We start from the raw sequence: 17,296 nt of genomic DNA on the forward strand, positions 1-17,296 counted from the left end.
ACAACGCTGTGATACTCCCCGACCAGCGCAACCACACCCAACCGACCCAATTCGTCTACGGCCGCCACGGCCCTCTTCGGATCAGCCGCCGTATCTCGCCGAACTGACCGCGAAGCCCCGGGATGTCTCGTCGCTCACCCGAGGTCTTCTTAAGAAGAGGCTTGTTCAGCCCTTGGTGGTGCACTTCGGCAGGCCGTCGGTCTTGCCGCTGTTGATCAGCTTCAGGGAGCTGATCGCGTCCTTGATGGTGTTCACCTTGACGAGCCTGAGGCCGCCGGGGGTGTCCTTGGCGGCCTCCGCGCAGTTGTCGGCGGGGGTCAGGAAGTACTGGGCGCCCTTGCTGCGCGCGCCGACCGTCTTCATCGAGATGCCGCCGATCGGGCCGACCTTGCCGTCGTCGTCGATCGTGCCGGTGCCGGCCACGAACTTGCCGCCGGTGAGGTCGCCCGGGGTGAGCTTGTCGTAGATGCCGAGCGCGAACATCAGGCCGGCGCTCGGGCCGCCGACGTCGGCGAGCTTGATGTCGATGGTGAACGGGAACGTGTGATCGGTTCCGGCCGAGATGCCGACGATGGCGCGCTTCGTACCGGTGTCGTCGGAGGTCGCGGTGGTGATCGTGATCTTCTTCGTCGCGGTCGCCGTCTTGTTCGCCTTCACGGCGGCGGCCTGCTCCTTGGCGGGCACGATCGTGAACACCACGTTCTCGCCGGGCTTGTGCTTGGTGACCAGCTTCGCGACGTCGTCGGGCTGCTTCACCGTCGTACCGTCGACGGCCTTGATCACGTCACCGGCGTGCAGCTTGCCCTCGGCCGGGGTGCTCTTGACGACCGTCGAGACGATCACCCAGGACTTCACCGGGACGCCCAGCTGGTTCAGGGCGGCGACCTTGGCGCTCTCCTGGGACTGGCTGAACTCCTCGGCGTTCTCCTGGGTCGACTGCTGCTCCGTCTTGCCGTCGGGGTACAGCGTGTCGTGCGGGACGATCTTGTCGTCGTGGGCGAGCCAGCCGTACACGGCCTCGATGAGGTTCATGTTGTAGTCGGCGCTGGTGACCCGGACCGTCGTCATGTTCAGGTGGCCGCTCGCCGCGTAGGTCTTGCGCCCGGTGATCTGCAGCACCGGCTCGCCGTCGTGGTCCCCGAGCGTGTTCACCGTCGGGCCCGGCGACATCTCCGCGTACGGGACGTTGATGAGGACTCCCGCGCACAGGAGCGCGATCAGCATCAGGGTGGAGGCGAGCATCGTCGCGGTGCGGCGTGGCATGGCACGACAGTACGGGACGGTTCTGTCAGCGCACCGTCAGGGCCGCCTTCCGATCACGTGCCGGAGTGGGACTTCTCCATCGCCTCGCGGAAGCGGGCATAGCCGTCCAATTCCGGGCCGTCGCTCCGTGCCTTGCGGGTCCGGTTGGCCCAACTGCCCCACAGGCCGGCACCTATCGCGGCCATCAGCGGAATCAACAACCAGGCGAGTGCCGCCATGCCGACCTCCCAACCCCGGATGAGTGACCTCAACTGACTGATCAGCAGGTTAACCAGCCCCACTGACAACGCTCGTGCCCAGGGGGCGGTTACGCAACCGGAGGGCGGTGGGAAATCCTTCAACGTAGGTGAGAAATGGGTGAGCGATCGTCAGCGGGCGCGGTGAGTGGGCATCAGCAGGCGCCGACCCACTCCTCGGTGCCGTCGGAGAACTTCTGGTGCTTCCAGATCGGCACCTCGTGCTTGAGGTCGTCGATCAGCTTTCTGCACGCTTCGAAGGCCTCACCCCGGTGCGGACACGACACGCCGACGACGACCGCCAGGTCCCCGATGCCGAGCTCCCCCACACGGTGGACGGCGGCCAGCGCCCGCACCGGATACTCCGCGACGACCTTCTCGGCGATGCGCCGCATCTCCGCCTCGGCACTGGGGTGGCACGAGTACCCCAGCTCGTCGACATCGGCCCCGCCGTCGTGATTCCGCACGGTCCCTACGAAGAGGGCGATCCCACCGGCGGCTTCGTCCCCCACGGCCCGGAAGACCTCGTCCACGGAGAGCGGCGTCTCCCGGATCCCGATCAGCTTGATGGGATCCTGCGCGGCCTGCTCACCGGGATGGTCGATCGTGGGTGCCATGCCTCCATCGTGCCTCACCCCGCCGACAGCGAGGAATAGCACTTTCACCAGGCACGCGCGTGTGCCTGTTTGGAGCGTCCTACAGGTGCACGCGTCCTAAAGGAGCACGCTTCTCAGATCCGCCGCCGGGCTTTCCGCGCCCGCCGTACGACCGCCGCCGCGCCCAGCAGCGCGACCGTCGCGCCCGCGGCACCCGCCGCCGTCGCGTCCTTGCGGCCGAGCCGTCGTCCGACGACCGTGTGCCGCCCGGAGACCTCCTCCAGCAGCTCCGCGAGCACTTCCTCGTTGGTCCACTGCGGCCGCCAGCCCGCGTCGTGCAGCCGGCTCCCGCTCACCACCCAGGGGTACATCGTGTACGCCAGGTCGCCCGCCGGGGACGGGGTGAGCCCGATCCGGTGCAGCCGGGCCGCCGCGCCGAGCGCGACCGCGGACGGCAGCTCCATCCGGCGGATGCCACTGAGCTCCTCGACCTCCTCCTGCTCCAGCCACCCGTCGCACCCGACGGCCAGCTCCCCCTCGACCTTCTCCAGGACGGCGTACTCCAGGGCACTGCACAGATCCTCGACGTGGCAGAACTGCCAGGCGGGCCGCGACCCGGCCACCACCAGCAGCCGAGGCGACTCGAAGTACCTGGTCAGCGCGGTGTCGGTGCCTCCGACGAGCACTCCGGGGCGGACGACGGTCACATTGAGCCCGGGATGCGCCCGGGGCGCGCGCCGCGCGAGCCGCTCGACCTCCAGCAGGTCGCCGACGCCGGTGGCTTCCGCGGTGGCGCGCAGTTCGGCGTCCTCCGAGAGCGGCAGTTCGTTGTCGGGCAGCGCTCCGTAGACCATGGCCGAGGTGCACAGCACGACCCGGTGGACACCGGCCGCCGCGGCGGCGGTCAGCACGGTCTGCGTCCCCCGCACGTTGTACGCCGAACGGGCGGCCGGGTCGGTCTCCAGATCGAGATCCAGCGCCAGATGGACGACGACGTCCGCGCCGCGCAGCTTCTCCGCGATGGCCGGATCCCGTACGTCGAGGATGTGCCACTGCGCCGCCGCGCACTCCCCGCGCCGCTCGTCGATGGCGATGACCTGCTTGATCTCCTCGGAGGCGGCGAGCCGCTCGGTCAGCAGCGCCCCGATCCCGGACGCGGCGCCGGTGACCGCGACGACGGGCCCGCGCACGGCGGGACTGGTTGAGTGGTTTCGCGCTGCGCGAACCTGCGGATCTGGGGAACTCACCGGGCGTCTCCAGCGGTTGTCTTCAGTACGGATGCGCGTGACGCGTCCGGACCAGGTGGCATCCATCCTGCCGCAGGCCGGGTCTCGGCGAAGCATCGAGGCCCGATCGGCCCGCGGTGTCTACGCTGGGTGGTGTTGAAGGGCAGTCGTGCCGTCGGAGAGAACCGGCGGCCTTAACAGCCGAGGAATCCCGTGAGTGACACCCCATTCGGATTCGGCCTTCCGCCGGAGGAGCCGGACGACGGCGACGAGGGCAAGAAGAAGGACCAGGAGAGCGGTGGTGGTCAGGGACCGGCCAACCCGTTCGGTTTTGGCGGGCTGCCCGGTGCCGGGGGCTTTGGCGGCCCCGGTGCGGACAATCCGCTCGCAGCCATGTTCGGCTCCCTGAACCCCAACGACCTGGGCGCCGCGTTCCAGCAGCTGGGCCAGATGCTCTCGTACGAGGGCGGCCCGGTGAACTGGGACATGGCCAAGCAGATCGCCCGCCAGACGGTCTCCCAGGGCACCCAGGACGGCGTCAAGGACGCGAGCATCGGCCCCGCCGACCGCAGTGCGGTCGAGGAGGCCGTCCGGCTGGCCGACCTGTGGCTGGACGACGCGACCTCGCTGCCGTCCGGCGCCGGCACCGCCGTGGCGTGGTCCCGCGCGGAGTGGGTCGAGGCGACCCTGCCCGCGTGGAAGGAGCTCGTGGACCCGGTCGCCGAGCGCGTCGGCGCGGCCATGGGTGACGTCCTGCCGGAGGAGATGCAGGCCATGGCGGGCCCGCTGATCGGCATGATGCGCTCGATGGGCGGCGCCATGTTCGGCACGCAGATCGGGCAGGCCGTGGGCGTGCTCGCGGGCGAGGTCGTCGGTTCGACCGACATCGGCCTGCCGCTCGGCCCGGTCGGCAAGGCCGCGCTGCTGCCGCTGAACATCAAGGCGTTCGGCAAGGACCTGGGCGTCCCGCAGGAGGAGGTGCGGCTCTACCTCGCCCTGCGCGAGGCGGCCCACCAGCGCCTGTTCGCGCACGTCCCGTGGCTGCGCTCGCACCTGTACGGCGCGGTCGACGGGTACGCGCGCGGGATCAAGGTCGACACCGCCAAGCTGGAGGACGTGGTCGGCCAGTTCGACCCGCAGAACCCGGAGCAGCTGCAGGACGCCCTCCAGCAGGGCATGTTCCAGCCGGAGGACACCCCGGAGCAGAAGGCCGCCCTGGCCCGTCTGGAGACGGCTCTGGCGCTCGTCGAGGGCTGGGTGGACGCGGTGGTCCACGCCGCCGCGAAGCCGCGTCTGACGTCCGCCGACGCGCTCCGCGAGACCCTGCGGCGCCGTCGCGCGACGGGCGGTCCCGCCGAGCAGACGTTCGCCACGCTGATCGGCCTGGAACTGCGCCCGCGCCGGCTGCGCGACGCCTCCCGCCTGTGGGCCTCGCTCACGGACGCGCGCGGTGTCGACGGCCGGGACGGTCTGTGGGCCCACCCGGACATGCTGCCCACGGCCTCCGACCTGGACGACCCGGACGGCTTCGTGCACCGCGAGCAGCTGGACTTCTCCGAGCTGGACAAGATGCTCGGCGAGGCGGCGAGCGGCACCGCGGAGAAGCCGAACCTCAAGAAGGACGAGGACTCCAAGGACGACGACACCGAGTGAGCCTGTACGACGACGCGGTCCTCGTACTGAAGAACTACGAGGACCAGACGGACCTGCGCCAGGCCTACCTGGACCACCTGGCCGCTCACCCGGACGGCATGTGGAAGTCCTGCCACGCCGGCCATGTCACGGCGAGCGCCCTGGTGATCGACCCGGAGCACGGCAGGGTCCTGCTGACGCTGCACAAAAAGCTGCGGATGTGGCTCCAGATGGGCGGTCACTGCGAGCCGGAAGACACCTCGCTGGAGGCGGCGGCGCTGCGCGAGGCCACGGAGGAGTCCGGCATCCCCGGACTGACCCTGCTGCCGGGCGGCCCGGTCCGCCTGGACCGGCACCCGATCCCCCCGCCGTGCCACTGCCACTACGACGTCCAGTACGCGGTGCTGGCACCCCCCGGCGCCGTCCAGGAGATCAGCGACGAGTCCCTCGACCTGCGCTGGTTCCCCTACGACGAGGTGCGGTCCGTAGCCGACGAGTCGGTTGTACGGCTGCTGGAGGCGACGCGCGCCAGGCTCTGAGCGGGGTGCGGTAGGCGTTGAACGTGTAAGGGGCGCCCGCGATGGCGGGCGCCCCTTACGTTGGTTTTCCGGACGCTCAGCTCCAGGCGTTGCCCTGGTTCTGGGCGTGTGCGCCGTGCTGGCCCATGCCGAACTGGGCGGCGACGCCCTGGCCGATCGCGGCGTTCTGCGGCGGCAGCAGTTCGCTGGGCTGGACGAGCGCGTAACCGCTGCCCATGAAGCTCAGCTCCCAGCCCTCACCGGTGTTGCCGCGGCGGCGCCACACCCCGGAGGAGTGCGTCTGGGCCTGCATCTGGACGCGCAGACCGGTGGACCAGGCGACAATCGCGTCGGCGTCGCAGTTGACGTATTTGTCGGGCGTGACCTGCATCATCAGGGGCGCGCCCGAGGTCATCAGGGCGACCTTGCCGCGGCCGGTGATGTTGAGCTGGTACTTCCCCGAGCCGGAGATGCCGTACAGGCTGTCCACGGCGATGACCTCGTGGTGCAGCGAGGAGTCCATCGCGAGGACGTAGCTGCTGTCGACGGTGAGGCCGTCCTGTTCCACGTCCACTACGTGGATGTGCTGGGCGAGGTTGGCGAGAAAGACCGTGCCCTGCCCGTGGCAGCGCATCAGGCTGAGGCCCTCGCCGGTGTAGGCACGCGCGCGTCCCTGCTGGTTGCTCTGGTACTCGGCGTCGAACTCGACGAGCCCCTGGTAGGCGACCATGGTGCCCTTGCGGGCGAGGATGTCGTCGTGGCCCTCCAGGACGACGCGCAGCATCTGCTTGTTCTGCAGGCTGTAGCGGTCCTGGGACTGCGAGTCGTTGAACGCGAAAAGCGGGCTCTGCATGGTGTCGTGTTCCCCCCTCAGCCCCGGAACCGGAGACGGTCGGTGCTGTCCTCGCTGGGCTGGACGACGACGATGCCCGTCCCGGAGAAGGCCATCTGATAGGCCTCGCCGCTGCCGCGGCCGATCAGCGACTGCGCCTTGAAGCTGCGCTTGCCCTTCACCTTCAGGTTCGGGGACCAGGCGACGAGCGCGTCCGGGTCGACGTACGTCTCATCATCGCCGCCGCCGCAGTCGACGACGATCGGCTTGCCGCGGGAGGTCAGCGCGACCCAGCCCTGGCCGGTGATCTTGGTGTTCCACAGGCCCTGTCCGGCGAACTTCGCCAGCCCCTTGACCCGCTCCACGCCCCAGGTGAGGTGGGCGTCGAAGGCGAGCAGGTTGGTGGCGTTGACGGAGATCCCGTCGCCGTTGAGGTTGATCACGACGACGTCCGCGCCGTAGTCGGCGAGGTAGAGCAGCCCGTCCCCGGAGCACTTCATCAGGGGCGCGCCCTCGCCGGTCATCCAGTCGCGCGCGATCTGGCGCACGGCCGGTGGGTTGGGCTCGTACTGGATGAAGCCTTCGTAAGCGATCATCGAGCCCACGCGCGCGAAGAGGTCGCTTCCGGTCTGCATGGCGACCTTCAGCATGTTGTTGCCGTGGTTCTCCATACGGGCGGAGACGGGTGCGGGGGCATAGCCCGCGAGCGGCTGGTTCATGACGGGCTCCCTCAGACCTCGTACGGCTGGACGACGATGAAGTTGCCGGGGGCGGCCCGGAACTGCAGGTTGACGCTCTCCCCGGTGTCGCCCGGATAGGCGTTGCGGCGCATCCGGACCTGGCTGGAGACGATCACCTGGGCGGCCGCGGACCAGGCGACGACCGCGTTGCAGTCGGCGAACGTGGTCGGCGTGACCGGCAGCACGACGGGCGAGCCGTGGGTCTTCACGACGATGGTGCCGGTCCCCTGGAACTGCATCGTGAACAGCGCACCCCCTGGGATGCCGTGTCCCTCGATGCGTCTGACCTCGTACTGGAGGCTCTCGTCGAAGGCGAGGACGTTCTCGGCGGAGACACAGATCGCGTCCCCTTGGAGCTCTACGGGGTGCAGGTGCGTGGAGTTCTCGGCGAGGAACACCTGGCCCTGGCCCGTGCAGCGCATCAGCTGCATCTCCTGGCCGGTCGCGCCGCCCACGATCCGTCCGGCGAACCCGGCGCCCTTGTAGCCGAAGTCGACCTTGCCCTGGTAGAGCACCATGCTGCCCTGGCGGGCGAGCACGGGCTGGCCGCCGATGCCGAGGTCGACGCGGACGAGCTTCTTGTTCTGCTGCGTCCAGCGCTGCCCGGTGGGCGTCTCCTTGAACTTCTCCAGCGCGGCCGACACACCGGCGCCCTGGGGAGCGCCCTGGGGCACTCCGTAGCCGGCCGCCTGACCCGGGACCTGCCCGAAGGGAGGCTGCTGCTGCCCGTAACCGGGAGGCGCGGGTGGCTGACCGTAGCCGGGGGGCGGAATCGGCTGGCCGTAACCGGGCGGCGGGCCCGGCGCGTGCGGAGCCTGGGGCTGCGCGTAACCGGGCGGCGGAGGCGGGCTCTGGCCAGGGGCCTGCTGTCCGTACGGCGCCTGCGGCTGGCCGTAGGGCGCGGGCGCGGGACCCGGGGGTGGCACGGTGCCCGCTCCGGGCGGGGTCATGGGCGCGATGATGGTCGGCGCGGCGTGCACGGAGGGCGCGGGCGCCGGAGAGGGTGTGTACCCCTGCGCGACGGGCTGGGGGGCCTGGGCGGGTGCCGGGGCCGCAGGGGCGCCGAACGCGGGCGGGGCGAAGCCGGGGGCGGCACCGGACTGCGGCGGCGCGGGCTGCGACTGCTGCGGCTCGGGCGCCTCCTCCTCCGCGACCTCGCCGCCGAAGTTCTTCAGCAGCGCTTCGAGGCCACCGTCGAAGCCCTGGCCGACGGCCGCGAACCGCCAGACGTCCTTCAGGTAGAAGTCACCCAGCATCACGGCCCGCTCGGTGGTGAACTCCGAACCGTTGAACGAGTAGCGGGCCACCTCCTCACCACCCGCGACGATACGGACGTACCCGGGGGCGATCTGCGACATCTGCCCGGCGCCGTCGAGGGTCGCCGTGAACGCCAGTTTTTGGATCCGCGGCGGGACCCTGTCGAGCGTGACCCGGAAGGACTCCGAGTCGCCCGCCTGGGAACCCAGGAGCTGAATGGACTCCTCCGGGGACTTCGGCTGGTTGAAGAACACGAAGTACCGGTCGTCCGAGAGCCGCTCCTCGGCGTCGAGACCGAAGCAGCTGATGTCGAACGTCAGCCCGGGGCCGGTGATCTGCACACCTACGTACAGATCCGTGCCCGCGGTGAGGTCACTGATCTTGGCCTTGTGGCCGCGTTGGAATTCCCTGGCCATGCGTAACGACCGTCCCCCATCCCGATGCAACTGCGTCGCGTCAGGCTAACGGCAATCTCCGACACCGGAGGAAGTCGGTACAGACCCGGTACACAATCCCCCACAAGAGGGCCTCACTCGTCGCGGGCGCCCGGCGGATGGGGCAGCCGCTCGGCCGCGACCACGCCTTCGAGGTAGCCCTTGGCCCGCTCGGTGCGCGGGTACGCCTCCAGGAGCCGCCAGAACCGCGGACCGTGTCCGGGCACCAGGAGATGCGCCAGTTCGTGCAGCAGCACGTAGTCGACGACGTACTCGGGCATGCCCTGCAGCCGGTGGGAGAGGCGGATGCTGCCCTCGGAGGGCGTGCAGGAGCCCCAGCGCGTGTTCTGGTTGGTCACCCAGCGCACGGAGGTGGGCCGGGCGCGGCCTTCGAAGTACTGGGCCGACAGTCGCTCGGCGCGCTCGGACAGCTCCGCGTCACCGAGCACGCGTTTGCTTTCCTGGGCGGCCAGCTTGTCGAGCATGACGGTGACCCAGCGCTTCTCCTCCGCCTCGGACATGCGGGCGGGGATGAGCACGACGGTGCGATCGCCCTCGCGGTACGCGGAGACCGTTCTGCGCCGACGCGCGCTCCTGCGTACCTCGATCGCGCTCGCCCCCGAGCCGCTTGGCGGCTGGCTCGTCGTACTGCGCTGTGGTTTTCCGGCGCTGTGCAGTGGGTCGGCGGGCACGCCACGACGTTACCCTCTGCACACGCGGGAAGTCCCGCCCCTGGGACGGTTCGGTGTCGATCCCCCACCGAGCGTTTGATTTGTACGACGAATCCTCACCGCCTGTGGACAACTTTCGGCACCCGACGCCCGAGCCGGGCAGGCTGGCATCGCAGGCGGAGCACCGACCGGTTCCGCCGGCACACGGGACGTACTTCCTAGGGGCTACGGGGGGCTGTCATGCATCCGATGGTGAAGCCCGCGCTGCGGCGCGGCTGGCGCGATCTCAACACCGTGCAGTTCGGGATGACACCGGCGCACGCGATGACGCTGGGCCCGATGGACACGGCGACGGGCAGTTTCCTGGACCTGCTCAACGGCACGCGTGGACTGCCTCTCCTGCGCGAGGAGGGCCATCGGATGGATCTGTCCGAGGAGCATGTGGACCAGCTGGTGGAGGGGCTGACGCACGCGGGTCTGCTCGACGACGCGAAGGGCGGTGGCCCCGCGGCCGACGCCCTCCGCGCGAAGAAGGACGTCCTCGACCGGCTGCGCCCGGACCTCGCGTCGCTCTCCCTGATCACCGGCGAGCCGGGCGAGTCGATGGGCCGTCTGGCGGCGCGTCGCGAACTGCGTGTCCAGGTGAGAGGCGCGGGCCGGGTGGGCGCGGTGCTGGCCGCGCTGTTGTCGGGCGCGGGGGTCGGCGAGGTCGACGTACGCGACGGCGGTCACACCGAGCCCTGGGACGTCGCACCGGGTGGGCTGCCCGCGGAGTCGGTCGGCGAGCGCAGGGACGAGGCGGCACGCCGCGCGGTACGCCGGGCGGCACCGGACCGCCCGCCCCGCCGGACCTCGCACGCCACGGCGGAGGAGAGCGACCCCGGCTTCTCCCTGGTGATCCTCGCCCCGCGCGACGACGTCGCCGTGCACGCGCCCGACCCGGCCGCCGCCACTGGCCTGATCGTCTCGGGGACCCCTCATCTGTACGCCGGTGTCGTGGAGGGCACGGGAGTCGTGGGCCCGCTGGTCCTGCCCGGCGAGACGTCCTGCGCCGGCTGCCTGCACCACGCACGCACCGACCGCGATCCGACCTGGCCCCGCCTGGTCGCGCAGTGGCGCTCCGGCAAGCAGCCGCAGGTGCGGCCGTGCGACCTGACGCTGGCCACGACCGTCGCCGGGCTGGCGGCCGCGCACGCGCTCGCCTTCCTGGACGGGCAGTCGCCGTCGAGCGCGGGCGCTCGATGGGAGGTCTCGCTGCCCGGTCTGCACTGGCACGCGCGTCCGGTCTGGGCGCATTCCGCCTGCACGTGCGGAGCCGCGGAGAAGGGTGCGGAGAAAGGTAAGGCGGGACACACCTCTACGGACGAGGATCGACACGCGACAATGGCAGGGGACCGGCCGTCGAGGGATGTGCGCCGTAAGGCAGACTCGGCCCGGCCGGCCGGGACTTGGAGGGCGCATGTCTGATCTTCCGCGCAAGGCGGTCACCCGTACCGCCAAGCTCGCCGCGCTCCCGCTCGGCTTCGCCGGGAGAGCGACGTGGGGGCTCGGGAAACGGATCGTGGGCGAGTCCGCGGAGATCGTCGGCCGCGAACTGCAACAGCGCACGGCGGAGCAGCTGTTCAAGGTGCTCGGCGAGCTCAAGGGCGGCGCGATGAAGTTCGGACAGGCGCTGTCCGTCTTCGAGTCGGCGCTGCCCGAGGAGGTCGCCGGTCCCTACCGTGCCGCGCTGACCAAGCTCCAGGAGGCGGCGCCGCCGATGCCGACCCGCACCGTGCACGGTGTGCTCGTGGAGCGGCTCGGCGAGGACTGGCGCGAGTTGTTCCTTGAGTTCGAGGACAAGCCGTCGGCCGCGGCGTCGATCGGCCAGGTGCACCACGCGGTGTGGCACGACGGCCGCGAGGTCGCGGTCAAGGTGCAGTACCCGGGCGCCGGCGAGGCCCTCCTGTCCGACCTGACCCAACTGAGCCGTTTCGCCCGCCTCCTGGGCCCCCTCATCCCCGGGATGGACATCAAGCCCCTCATCGCCGAGCTCCGCGACCGGGTCTCCGAGGAGCTGGACTACGGCCTGGAGGCGCAGGCCCAGCAGGCGCACGCCGAGGAGTTCGAGGGCGACCCGGACGTCGTGGTGCCCGCCGTGGTCCACCAGTGCGACCAGGTCCTGGTCACGGAGTGGATCGACGGGATTCCGCTGTCGGAGGTGATCGCCGACGGCACCCAGGAGCAGCGTGACCGGGCAGGCCAGCTCCTGGCCCGCTTCCTCTTCTCCGGCCCGGCCCGCACCGGCCTCCTCCACGCGGACCCGCATCCGGGCAACTTCCGTCTGCTGCCCGCCGACCCGGACGGCAAGGGCGGCGACTGGCGTCTGGGTGTCCTGGACTTCGGCACGGTCGACCGCCTTCCCGGTGGCCTGCCGACGCCCATCGGTGACTCCCTGCGCATGACTCTCGACGGCGACGCCGAGGCGGTCTACGAGCTGCTGCGCACGGAGGGCTTCGTCAAGGAGTCGATAGAGCTCGACCCCGACGCCGTCCTCGACTACCTCGTGCCGATCATCGAGCCGGCCCAGGTCGACGAGTTCACCTTCAGCCGCGGCTGGATGCGCAGCCAGGCCGCCCGTATCGCCGACCCCCGCTCCCCCGCCCACCAGTTGGGCAAGCAGCTCAACCTGCCCCCGGCGTATCTCCTGATACACCGGGTGACATTGAGCACAATCGGCGTCCTGTGCCAGTTGGGCGCGACGGTGCGGCTGCGCGAGGAGCTGGAGGAGTGGCTGCCGGGGTTCGTGCCGGAGGAGTACGAGGAGTTCCTGGACGAGGAGGACCCCGCGGCGGAGGCGTGAGCCGGGCCGCGGGTGGCGCGCGGGCCTACCACCAGGCCGAGTCCAGCCGTCCCTCGATCGCCCTGAGGTTCTCCCTGGCGCAGGTGTCGCAGAAGTAGTGCCGGGTTCCGTTCTCCACGGAGCAGGTCCAGGTGGGCTGTGGGCCTTCGGGCCGGGTGCCGCAGCGGGCGCACACGAGGGGCCGGGGCTCCGCGGTGGAGGCGCTGGTGTCACTGCCTCCGGGAAGACTCGTCACGCGGCGACGATATCTCCGTGGCCGGGGATCGGCGGGCAGAACGCACCGCGGGGGCCGGTCCGTTCGGACGGACCGGCCCCCGCGTGGAGCTTTCGCCTCCCGAGGTCGGGAGGCCACCGCTTCAGGTGTGATCGGTTACTGCATGACGGCCATGGCGAGCGCACGGCGGGCACGCATCGAGGCGCGCTCGGCCCTGCGCTGCATCCGGCGGGCGGTCACCAGGCGCACGGCCCGGCGTTCCCGCTCGGCCTCGTGCAGGCGCTCGTGCATATGCGCACGGGCCAGCGCTTCTGGGATGAGTTGCATCTCTCGGGTCCTGTTCTGGCGCGACTCGGTCGCACCCGGGGTGGTGAAGTCTGGGATCGCGGAGCCCGCGGGCTCGCTGGGAGTGGACGGCTTCATCGGGGCCTGCTTCTTGGGGTCGTGCGTGAGGGGGCGGTCGATCGTTCCGAAGATGTTCATGCCGTGACCGGGTTCTTGCGCGGACGGCCACGCGGCCGCTTGCGGGCCACGACGACACCCTGGACGAAGAGCTCGCCACCCCAGACGCCCCAGGGCTCACGCCGCTCCTTGGCGCCGGCGAGGCAGGCCTCGATCAGCGGGCAGGTGCGGCAGAGGGACTTGGCGTACTCGACATCGGCCGGCGACTCGGCGAAGAAGACCTCCGGGTCGTAGGAACGGCAGGGGACGGGCACGCCCAGGTTCTCGATGGCGTCGTCGAGCGCGGTGAGCGTAGTGAGCGGAGTCAAGGTGGAGTCCTCCGTGAGGCCGGGCGGGGGGATCGTTTCGGAAGGCGGTACGGACGGGGCGTGCGCTTCGAGTTGCACGGTTGTTCTTCCTCGTCTGGTCGGTCCGGCCCTGTTGGGCCGGTTGTCGGCTTGGTACCGGGTTCTTTTCTTGTCCCGAGGCCCCTTCGCTCCGTCGTCCCCGTTCGGGGAAAACAGAAGGGCCGCGGATCCCGGATGGGGTTCCGCGGCCCTGAAGGCGCCGGCCTGATCAATCAGGCTGGATCACTCCAGGGTTCTGGCCCACGGAAGGCCCACATCTGGTGGTGCTGCGTCGTCGTCTGCTTCCGGCCCCCGGCACCGGCCGCAAAGGCATAGGCCTGCGCCTGTGCCGCTACTGCTTCCAGTGCCTTGGTCGGTCGCTCATTGCGCTCACGGATGGGAAGAACCGCGAGAGACACGGCGGACGCCGGACGGGCGGCGGAAATGCCGGACAGACCGGTGCCCAGGTTCGAAACGCCGAGCACGCACAGGGAGACGACCGAGGGATCGGTCATTTTCACGGTGCTGGCGGAGCTGGTGTTGATGCTGATCACTGGAATCGCCTCCTCTCGGCGTCTCGGGGGACCGGGGGTGAGACCGGTCCTTCGGATATGCAAGTACAGCACGGAATCAGGGCCTTCGAGAAGGCCCCCTGTTCCCGTGTCTAAGAACCTATGGGGATTGCTGGGGCATGCGCAAACTATTTTCTCGACGAGTTTGAATCAGTCCTCCCCGGCACACTCCGCAGGCTCCTGACCGCCGCAGATGGCCAGGACATCGGCCCCGTAGCGGTTGAGCTTGCGGACGCCGACGCCGGGGATCCGCGCGAGTTCGCCGTCGTCGTCGGGGACGGTCTCGGCGATCGCCATCAGCGTCTTGTCGGTGAAGACGCAGAAGGCGGGCTGACCGCTGCGCTGCGCCTGGACCTCCCGCCACTCGCGCAACCGCTCGTAGAGGCCCTCGTCCATGTCGGAGGGGCAGTCCTCGCAGCGCATCAGCTTCATCTCACCGGCTTCGGTGAGGGTGCGGCCGCAGACCCGGCAGCGGGCCACGGTGCGCTGCGTCCGGCGCGGTACGGCCTTGGGCGTGCCCGTGAAGCCGCGCTCGATGCCTCCGGGAGCGACCGTGCCGGGTCTGCCCGCAGCGCCGGTCGAGCCGGGGCGCAGGCCGTCCAGGAAGCGGCTGGGGCGGCGGTTGGGGCGGCCGCCGGGTGAGCGGGAGAGGGCCCAGGAGACGTGGAGCCGCTCCCTGGCGCGGGTGACGCCGACGTAGAGGAGGCGGCGCTCCTCCTCGATCTGTTCGTCGGTCTTCGCGTAGGTGATGGGCATCATGCCCTCGGCGACGCCGACCAGGAAGACGACGTCCCACTCCAGGCCCTTGGCCGAGTGCAGGGAGGCGAGGGTGACGCCCTGGACGGTCGGGGCGTGCTGGGCGTTGGCCCTCTCGTCGAGTTCGGCGACCAGGTCGGCGAGGGTGGCCCCGGGCTTGGCCGCGGCGAAGTCCTGGGCGAGGTTGACGAGGGCCGCCAGCGACTCCCAGCGCTCTCTGACGGCGCCGGAGCCGGCCGGGGGCTCGGTGGTCCAGCCCTCGCCGGAGAGGACGGCACGGACCTGGGAGGGCAGGTCGATGACGTCGTCCAGGAGGGAGTCGTTGCCGCCGAAGCGGGCCGCGCCGCGCAGGGCGATGCCGGCCTTGCGGACCTCGGGGCGGTCGAAGAACCGCTCGGCGCCGCGCAGTTGGTAGGGGACTCCGGCGTCGGCGAGGGCCTGTTCGTAGGTCTCGGACTGGGAGTTCGTGCGGACCAGGATCGCGATCTCGCTCGCCGGGACGCCCGCGTCCATGAGGTCGCGGATGCGGCGGGCGGCGCCCTCGGCCTCGGCGGGCTCGTCGGTGTACTCGGCGTAGACGGGCTCGGGGCCCGCCGTGCGCTGGGAGATGAGCTCCAGCCGATGGTCGGCGGCACGGCCGCTGGCCTGGGAGAGCAGGCCGTTGGCGAGGTGGACGACCTGGGGCGTGGAGCGGTAGTCGCGGACCAGCTTGACGACGGTGGCGCCGGGGTGGCGGGTGCGGAAGTCGAGCAGGTGGTCCGGCGTCGCTCCGGTGAAGGAGTAGATCGTCTGGCTGGCGTCGCCGACGACGCACAGGTTGTCGCGCTCGCCCAGCCACAGCTCCAGGAGGCGCTGCTGGAGCGGGCTGACGTCCTGGTACTCGTCGACCACGAAGTGCTGGTACTGCGAGCGGACCTGTTCGGCGATGTCGTGCCGGTCCTGGAGGACGGCGACGGTGAGCAGCAGGACGTCCTCGAAGTCGATGACCGCGCGGTCGCGCTTGACGTCCTCGTAGGTGGCGTAGAGCTGGGCGATCTCGGCGGGGGCGCGGGGGACGTCGCGGCCCGCCTTGGCCGCCGCGGCCGCGTAGTCGGAGGGCACGGTCTGGGTGACCTTGGACCACTCGATCTCCGCGGTGACGTCCCGCAGTTCGCCGCGGTCGAGTCGGATGCGGCAGGCGGCCGCCGCGTCGGCGACGAGCTGGATCTTGCGGTCGACGAGCCGGGGCATGCTGCCGCCGATCGCTTTCGGCCAGAAGTACTGGAGCTGGCGGAGCGCGGCCGAGTGGAACGTGCGTGCCTGGACCCCGGTGGCGCCGAGCTGGCGCAGCCGTCCGCGCATCTCGCCCGCGGCGCGGTTGGTGAAGGTGACGGCCAGCACGCTGGAGGACTGCAGGACCCCGGCGCGTACTCCGTAGGCGATGCGGTGGGTGATCGCCCGTGTCTTGCCCGTGCCGGCGCCCGCCAGCACGCACACCGGGCCGCGCAGGGCGGTGGCCACCTCGCGTTGCTCGGGGTCGAGTCCTTCGAGCACCGCGTCGGCCGAGTCCGGTACCTGCGGGAAGAGGGAGGAGTGCGTTGCTGCTGTCACACGGCCATGCTGCCAGGTCGCCGGAGACGGGTGAGTCGGTTGTCCACAGGGAGGCACCCGTAGTCGTACTAATGCGGCAGGCGTCACGTGCCGCGGGGCACCCCCGGCGGGAATTGCGGCCGTGTCGCGTACGTTCCTCCCACTGCGAGGACCCATCCCCTGAGCTGTTGAGGAGCGCGAGAGAATGTCGGGCACTGTGACGATGTACAGCACCACGTGGTGCGGTTACTGCCGTCGGCTGAAGAGCCAGATGGACCGCGAGGGAATCGCGTACAACGAGATCAACATCGAGCAGGACCCGGCTTCCGCGGCGTTTGTCGAGAAGGCGAATGGCGGGAATCAGACGGTGCCGACCGTTCTGGTGGTTCCCTCCCAGGGCGGCTCTGAGGTCGTCATGACGAACCCGAGCCTTGCCCAGGTGAAGCAGGCGCTCGGCGCCTGAACGGCGGTCGGCGCACACAGCTCCGAAGAGGGCGGCCCCTGATGTCAGGGGCCGCCCTCTTTGTCGTTCTCCTCACGCGACCGGCTTGTCCCACACGGCCACGTAGCGCCACAGGAGCCGACGTCGGAACCGGGCCCCGGGCAGGAGCCGCCGGACGTTGCCGCGGGCCTCTCCCCAGCACATGAGGGTGTCCTCGACGGGCATGCCGACCGGGCCGAGTTTCCCGCCGTGTCGTCGCGCCAGGAACCGGCTCACGGGCAGCCCGCAGCCGCTGATCACCCAGTCCAGGAACGTCCTGTTGTACGCCAGGCCGACGATCACCAGTCGGCCGCCGGGGGCCAGCAGGCTCACCAGTCGCTCCACGGCGTCCTCGAACTCCGTGTGGTGGACGACGGCGACCGCGCTGACGAAGTCGTACGTGCCTTCGTCGAGTGAGGTGCCGTCGAGGTAGTCCGCCTCTACGAAGGTGACGTTCTCCGGCACGTCCGCGCGGGCGAGCCGGATCATCTGCGGCGAGCGGTCCACTCCCGTCACTGACCCGGCCCTGCTCGCCAGCTTGCGGGCCAGCAGGCCGTCCCCGCAGCCGACGTCCAGGGCGGCGCGGCAGCCGGCGGGCACGGCGTCCACCACCACGGGGTGGTAGTGGACGTTGTGGTTCCAGTACGGCTCGGTCATCCGCGCCCCGCC

Annotated in this window: 19 protein-coding genes; 5 read left to right on the plus strand and 14 right to left on the minus strand. The window is 70.5% G+C overall.

Going from position 1 to position 17,296, the window contains the following annotated elements; all coding sequences use genetic code 11:
• Window positions 1–165 precede the first annotated feature (165 nt).
• The 4 genes from ACFWP5_RS28565 to ACFWP5_RS28580 all read right to left on the minus strand — a co-directional run bounded on the left by ACFWP5_RS28565 (window position 166) and on the right by ACFWP5_RS28580 (window position 3,342).
• Window positions 166–1,263, minus strand: a complete 1,098-nt coding sequence (locus ACFWP5_RS28565) for a PDZ domain-containing protein (protein WP_384162455.1) — start codon at window positions 1,261–1,263, stop codon at window positions 166–168.
• Between the two features lie 53 nt (window positions 1,264–1,316).
• Window positions 1,317–1,481: a hypothetical protein gene (locus ACFWP5_RS28570; protein WP_384162458.1), complete on the minus strand. Its 165-nt coding sequence runs from the start codon at window positions 1,479–1,481 to the stop codon at window positions 1,317–1,319.
• 173 nt (window positions 1,482–1,654) lie between these two features.
• Complete coding sequence (locus tag ACFWP5_RS28575) at window positions 1,655–2,116, minus strand: molybdenum cofactor biosynthesis protein MoaE (RefSeq protein ID WP_384162461.1); 462 nt, start codon at window positions 2,114–2,116, stop codon at window positions 1,655–1,657.
• Window positions 2,117–2,229: 113 nt separating this feature from the next.
• Window positions 2,230–3,342: an SDR family oxidoreductase gene (locus ACFWP5_RS28580; protein ID WP_266772347.1), complete on the minus strand. Its 1,113-nt coding sequence runs from the start codon at window positions 3,340–3,342 to the stop codon at window positions 2,230–2,232.
• Between the two features lie 192 nt (window positions 3,343–3,534).
• Here ACFWP5_RS28580 and ACFWP5_RS28585 point away from each other — a divergent pair, with 192 nt between their 5' ends.
• Both ACFWP5_RS28585 and ACFWP5_RS28590 read left to right on the plus strand, forming a co-directional pair.
• On the plus strand, window positions 3,535–4,974 hold the full coding sequence (locus ACFWP5_RS28585) for a zinc-dependent metalloprotease (RefSeq protein ID WP_384162464.1): 1,440 nt from the start codon (window positions 3,535–3,537) through the stop codon (window positions 4,972–4,974).
• Window positions 4,971–5,492: an NUDIX hydrolase gene (locus ACFWP5_RS28590; protein WP_384162467.1), complete on the plus strand. Its 522-nt coding sequence runs from the start codon at window positions 4,971–4,973 to the stop codon at window positions 5,490–5,492. The genes ACFWP5_RS28585 and ACFWP5_RS28590 overlap by 4 nt, the downstream gene beginning before the upstream one ends.
• 76 nt (window positions 5,493–5,568) lie before the next feature.
• Here ACFWP5_RS28590 and ACFWP5_RS28595 read toward each other — a convergent pair whose 3' ends face one another.
• The 4 genes from ACFWP5_RS28595 to ACFWP5_RS28610 form a co-directional block, all read right to left on the minus strand.
• Window positions 5,569–6,324 carry an AIM24 family protein gene (locus tag ACFWP5_RS28595; RefSeq protein ID WP_384162470.1) on the minus strand — a complete coding sequence of 252 codons (756 nt, stop codon included), beginning with the start codon at window positions 6,322–6,324 and terminating at the stop codon, window positions 5,569–5,571.
• A 17-nt stretch (window positions 6,325–6,341) separates the two neighbouring features.
• Entirely contained in the window at window positions 6,342–7,022 is a 681-nt protein-coding gene (locus ACFWP5_RS28600; protein WP_384162473.1) for an AIM24 family protein, read from the minus strand.
• 11 nt (window positions 7,023–7,033) lie between these two features.
• Window positions 7,034–8,716 (minus strand): TerD family protein, encoded by a 1,683-nt coding sequence (locus tag ACFWP5_RS28605; RefSeq protein ID WP_384162475.1) that lies wholly within the window; start codon window positions 8,714–8,716, stop codon window positions 7,034–7,036.
• Window positions 8,717–8,829: 113 nt separating this feature from the next.
• On the minus strand, window positions 8,830–9,426 hold the full coding sequence (locus tag ACFWP5_RS28610; protein ID WP_384162478.1) for a M48 family metallopeptidase: 597 nt from the start codon (window positions 9,424–9,426) through the stop codon (window positions 8,830–8,832).
• A 219-nt stretch (window positions 9,427–9,645) separates the two neighbouring features.
• Here ACFWP5_RS28610 and ACFWP5_RS28615 point away from each other — a divergent pair, with 219 nt between their 5' ends.
• Both ACFWP5_RS28615 and ACFWP5_RS28620 read left to right on the plus strand, forming a co-directional pair.
• Window positions 9,646–10,872 carry a ThiF family adenylyltransferase gene (locus ACFWP5_RS28615; RefSeq protein ID WP_384162481.1) on the plus strand — a complete coding sequence of 409 codons (1,227 nt, stop codon included), beginning with the start codon at window positions 9,646–9,648 and terminating at the stop codon, window positions 10,870–10,872.
• Window positions 10,865–12,247 (plus strand): ABC1 kinase family protein, encoded by a 1,383-nt coding sequence (locus ACFWP5_RS28620; RefSeq protein ID WP_384162484.1) that lies wholly within the window; start codon window positions 10,865–10,867, stop codon window positions 12,245–12,247. Before ACFWP5_RS28615 ends, ACFWP5_RS28620 begins: the two co-directional genes overlap by 8 nt.
• A gap of 25 nt (window positions 12,248–12,272) precedes the next feature.
• Here the strand turns inward: ACFWP5_RS28620 and ACFWP5_RS28625 are convergent, their stop codons facing one another.
• From ACFWP5_RS28625 to ACFWP5_RS28645, 5 genes are all read right to left on the minus strand, one after another.
• Window positions 12,273–12,482 carry a hypothetical protein gene (locus ACFWP5_RS28625; RefSeq protein WP_384162487.1) on the minus strand — a complete coding sequence of 70 codons (210 nt, stop codon included), beginning with the start codon at window positions 12,480–12,482 and terminating at the stop codon, window positions 12,273–12,275.
• A gap of 135 nt (window positions 12,483–12,617) precedes the next feature.
• Window positions 12,618–12,944 (minus strand): hypothetical protein, encoded by a 327-nt coding sequence (locus ACFWP5_RS28630; RefSeq protein WP_366489738.1) that lies wholly within the window; start codon window positions 12,942–12,944, stop codon window positions 12,618–12,620.
• Window positions 12,941–13,309: a WhiB family transcriptional regulator gene (locus ACFWP5_RS28635; protein ID WP_019058340.1), complete on the minus strand. Its 369-nt coding sequence runs from the start codon at window positions 13,307–13,309 to the stop codon at window positions 12,941–12,943. Before ACFWP5_RS28635 ends, ACFWP5_RS28630 begins: the two co-directional genes overlap by 4 nt.
• Before the next feature lie 173 nt (window positions 13,310–13,482).
• Window positions 13,483–13,803, minus strand: a complete 321-nt coding sequence (locus tag ACFWP5_RS28640; protein ID WP_384162490.1) for a hypothetical protein — start codon at window positions 13,801–13,803, stop codon at window positions 13,483–13,485.
• A 168-nt stretch (window positions 13,804–13,971) separates the two neighbouring features.
• Window positions 13,972–16,167, minus strand: coding sequence for an ATP-dependent DNA helicase UvrD2 (locus tag ACFWP5_RS28645; protein WP_384162493.1), 2,196 nt, complete (start codon window positions 16,165–16,167; stop codon window positions 13,972–13,974).
• A gap of 184 nt (window positions 16,168–16,351) precedes the next feature.
• Between ACFWP5_RS28645 and ACFWP5_RS28650 the strand changes: the two genes are divergently transcribed.
• Window positions 16,352–16,609: a mycoredoxin gene (locus ACFWP5_RS28650; protein WP_318018708.1), complete on the plus strand. Its 258-nt coding sequence runs from the start codon at window positions 16,352–16,354 to the stop codon at window positions 16,607–16,609.
• A gap of 72 nt (window positions 16,610–16,681) precedes the next feature.
• On the opposite strand, the gene ACFWP5_RS28655 is transcribed toward ACFWP5_RS28650, so the two are convergent.
• Window positions 16,682–17,284, minus strand: coding sequence for a class I SAM-dependent methyltransferase (locus tag ACFWP5_RS28655; protein ID WP_384162496.1), 603 nt, complete (start codon window positions 17,282–17,284; stop codon window positions 16,682–16,684).
• Window positions 17,285–17,296 lie beyond the last annotated feature (12 nt).

The sequence above is a fragment of the Streptomyces sp. NPDC058469 genome, assembly GCF_042721125.1.
GTDB lineage: Bacteria > Actinomycetota > Actinomycetes > Streptomycetales > Streptomycetaceae > Streptomyces.

Coding starts and splice junctions, on each gene's coding strand:
- ACFWP5_RS28655 (WP_384162496.1), bottom strand. CDS start 17,284: ATGACCGAGCCGTACTGGAACCACAACGTCCACTACCACCCCGTGGTG.
- ACFWP5_RS28575 (WP_384162461.1), bottom strand. CDS start 2,116: ATGGCACCCACGATCGACCATCCCGGTGAGCAGGCCGCGCAGGATCCC.
- ACFWP5_RS28630 (WP_366489738.1), bottom strand. CDS start 12,944: ATGAACATCTTCGGAACGATCGACCGCCCCCTCACGCACGACCCCAAG.
- ACFWP5_RS28620 (WP_384162484.1), top strand. CDS start 10,865: ATGTCTGATCTTCCGCGCAAGGCGGTCACCCGTACCGCCAAGCTCGCC.
- ACFWP5_RS28595 (WP_384162470.1), bottom strand. CDS start 6,324: ATGCAGAGCCCGCTTTTCGCGTTCAACGACTCGCAGTCCCAGGACCGC.
- ACFWP5_RS28605 (WP_384162475.1), bottom strand. CDS start 8,716: ATGGCCAGGGAATTCCAACGCGGCCACAAGGCCAAGATCAGTGACCTC.
- ACFWP5_RS28650 (WP_318018708.1), top strand. CDS start 16,352: ATGTCGGGCACTGTGACGATGTACAGCACCACGTGGTGCGGTTACTGC.
- ACFWP5_RS28565 (WP_384162455.1), bottom strand. CDS start 1,263: ATGCCACGCCGCACCGCGACGATGCTCGCCTCCACCCTGATGCTGATC.
- ACFWP5_RS28600 (WP_384162473.1), bottom strand. CDS start 7,022: ATGAACCAGCCGCTCGCGGGCTATGCCCCCGCACCCGTCTCCGCCCGT.
- ACFWP5_RS28615 (WP_384162481.1), top strand. CDS start 9,646: ATGCATCCGATGGTGAAGCCCGCGCTGCGGCGCGGCTGGCGCGATCTC.
- ACFWP5_RS28570 (WP_384162458.1), bottom strand. CDS start 1,481: ATGGCGGCACTCGCCTGGTTGTTGATTCCGCTGATGGCCGCGATAGGT.